This is a genomic window from Pedobacter sp. 01T416_2, from assembly GCF_056398925.1.
Window position 1 is genome coordinate 1 of sequence record NZ_JBFTQI010000712.1, and the last position, 3052, is coordinate 3052.

Annotated in this window: 3 protein-coding genes; all 3 read right to left on the minus strand. The window is 39.1% G+C overall.

Going from position 1 to position 3052, the window contains the following annotated elements:
* A partial coding sequence (locus AC1DPQ_RS22895; RefSeq protein ID WP_477610978.1) for a hypothetical protein occupies nt 1–374 on the minus strand: 374 nt, incomplete at its 3' end.
* Nucleotides 375–417: 43 nt separating this feature from the next.
* Nucleotides 418–1464: a ComEC/Rec2 family competence protein gene (locus AC1DPQ_RS22900; protein ID WP_477584863.1), complete on the minus strand. Its 1047-nt coding sequence runs from the start codon at nt 1462–1464 to the stop codon at nt 418–420.
* Between the two features lie 33 nt (nt 1465–1497).
* A partial coding sequence (locus tag AC1DPQ_RS22905; protein WP_477610979.1) for a DEAD/DEAH box helicase occupies nt 1498–3052 on the minus strand: 1555 nt, incomplete at its 5' end.

The window sequence follows — 3052 nt, forward strand, 5'->3', positions numbered from 1 at the left end:
TCCATCAGGTCTAATATCTCCAGCGCGTTCTCATACGTGTCTTTTAAGATTGCACTTTCAAGGTTGTCCATATATTCAAAGAAATCACCAAGTTCTTGTTTATATAGAGTGATGTTATCAAAATACCATTGTAGTTCGATTTCGAGATTACTTTCATCGCTATGAAAGCATTCAWGTTTACAAAGGTCCTCATAGGCGTCAGGAAGTGGATTACAGTATGCAATGTTTTTATATTTGGGAGAAAGTTTCTCCAAAATATAATCCCTTTGTTCTTGGTTAAAATCATATTTTAATACTGCATGAATAGTATCATTTGAGAAAAAATTCTTCTTTACCTTTGCAATAAAAAGTCTGCGTAAATCCTTAGTTTTCATTAATTGAGCGTTTTTTTGATCCAACTTATAACCATCACCTAAATTATATTTTTATCTTAATAAACTTGTTATTATTGTAGAAAACCTTGAAGTTAAATTTCTCAAATACACCTTTTCCGTCCACATCGAAAATACTTTTTAAGGTAGCATTATCATAGGTAAAATAAAACTGATATTCTTCTTTATAATCTCTTCCGTTGTTTATTAAGATAGATGCAAAGCAATGTTTATCAGGAAGTTTATGGATATTATCCCCATTTACACTAAAGATATACTTCGTACATTTAACAAGTTCATAAAGTTCGGCTGAATTATTTCCTTTACTACCATGATGTGTCACCTTAACCAAGTCACAATGAATAGGGCGCTGTTTGCTGTACCCCATGTTTTTTATTGTCTGTATGACTACCTTTGAGTGGGCATCTGCCAGCCAGAGAATACGTTTGCCGTCCAATTCTGTCAAAACAGCAATACTACTTCCATTATCAATGTTCTCATCCGGATCAAATTTGCCCGGATCAAAATCTATCAGTTTTAGATCGTAATCTGTCTTTTTTAATGCTTTATAGTCGATGGGAAAGGGCTCTTCGTGTTCTAAAGTTAGTTGTGAAACTTTTTGATATTTTGCTCTTAATTTATTTAGCCCATTAATATCTGGAGATAATACTGTTATTTTTAAACCGTACAAATCTATGGACTTTAATTCACTTGTAATGGGCGATAACATGAGCTTGTTGTTTTCTTTCAAATAATTAAACAACCGGTCCCCTTGATGAATGCTTTTAACATTTTTAGCTGCGCCTGCTATCAGACGTGGAGGATTATACCACCATGTTTTGACCTTTTGGTTTATAAGTTTGGCTTTGACCGCGTTTAGAAAAGCTAAAATACCTCCAATATGATCATCATGAATATGAGATATGATCCACAAATCAATTTTTCCAACATCTTCAATCATTTGTTTTAGTATATGACGGTAGGTATCGCCAAAACCGGAATCAATAAAAACATTATGAATCTTTCCGTCATTTCCTTGGAATTCGACCCTTGCAGCATCCCCGCATTTTGCCTGAAAGAAATATATATCCATCGTCAGTTGTTGCTAGCAGAAATTAAAATATTACTAAAGGTTAGCCGATAGGTAATCGAAATAACTATAGCTCTGCCATAAGGTTCTGTTACCGATGACGTAGAAGTGTTTTTTTGCTCTAGTGAGTGCCACGTTGAGCATGTTGGGCTTAGCTGACGCCCACCTTCTCGCGCCTTCGCTTTTAGGATCGCTACCAAGCACGAGGAATACCGTGTCGGTTTCCTTGCCCTGGAAGGTATGTATGGTTCCGCACTTTACCTTAGGGAAATTTTTGTTGAGTTCCATTCGGCATTTGTCGGCTACAGACTTAAATGGCGAGATGACAAAGATATTATCTGCATCTTGGATTATGGCCAGTTTTTCTTTTAGCAGTTCGATTTCTTCCCTGATAACCTGCTTGTTTTCTACGATTTTTCCTGCAATATGGAACCAGGTGGATGGGCCGATTGCTGTGCTGCTTTCACCCTCTTGGGTTGCTTTGACCATTTGGTCTGAGTAGGCGATGTGATTGGCGATCGAGAACATCGGGTCGGTACATCTGCGGTGGGTACGAAGTGGGAATCCTGTCCAGATTTTCTGGCCGTCGCTCTGTTTTATCTCTGTGCCCTGAGGGCTGATGCGATCGGCGAGCTGTTGGGCAGAAGATAGGCGTGGAGACCAGATAGGTTTATTTTTATAGGGGCGGTTGAGTATTTCAATGAGCTTTGCCGGACTGGTTACTACAGGTTCGATCTGTAGCGGATCTCCAATGATGATCGATCTTTTTGATCTGTTTATGATTCCTGCTGCCGATTGTACCGTAGCCTGTCCGGCCTCGTCCAAAAGGAGCCAGCCTATGCCGTCCTCTTCGAGGTTTTTAAACAGGCGGCCGACTGAGGCAAGCGACGTGGATACAACAGGAACCAGAAAGAAAAACGTTTTCCATACACTGGAGGCGATTGTTTTGGAAACGGCGGCTTTGCCATCGAGCATTTCAAGGAGTATGTTGATGTTGTTGCGGAACTGTTTAGCATTGCTAAGTACAGCGTATTCATGGATCTTGAGGCTTGTTAAGAATATATTGGACCTTAAGGTATTGAGTTTCTCTGATGACCATGGATTACTTTTATGAAAAGCGGATCTGTCTTCAGTATAGGCTTTATACAGGTTTTCATCAGGTAGGTTGCTGGATGGTATTCTGTAGTCTTGTACAAGTGCTTCTTTTTTTGTTGCATATGCTTTAATCCTATTTTCAATTAAAGCCAGTTCCTTCTTGATCTCTTTTTGCCCGGTCTGATTTTTATCCAGCAGGGTTTTCAACTGCTGCTCTTCTTTCCCGGTTTCTGAGATGGCACTGCTGATTTTATTCAGGTCATCCAGATACTGTTGTAAAGGCAGGTTCCACTGTTTAAAGGACTTGGTATTGAAAAGCTTTTGGAAGAAGAAAAAGGAAGGCTTGCCCAGCTGGTGAAGGACGATAAGTTCTTTGGTCTCTTTAAGCTCAATCTTTAACCTGTCCAAGACTTCTTTTAGATCACTGATCTGGTTTTCTAAGGTTATGGCTTTTTCCTTAAGCTCATCAAGATCATGATGTAGTTTTGTTTTTTCC

Bases quoted from the DNA above. Each gene is read 5' to 3' on its own strand.
- AC1DPQ_RS22900 (WP_477584863.1), bottom strand. From the start codon at position 1,464: ATGGATATATATTTCTTTCAGGCAAAATGCGGGGATGCTGCAAGGGTC.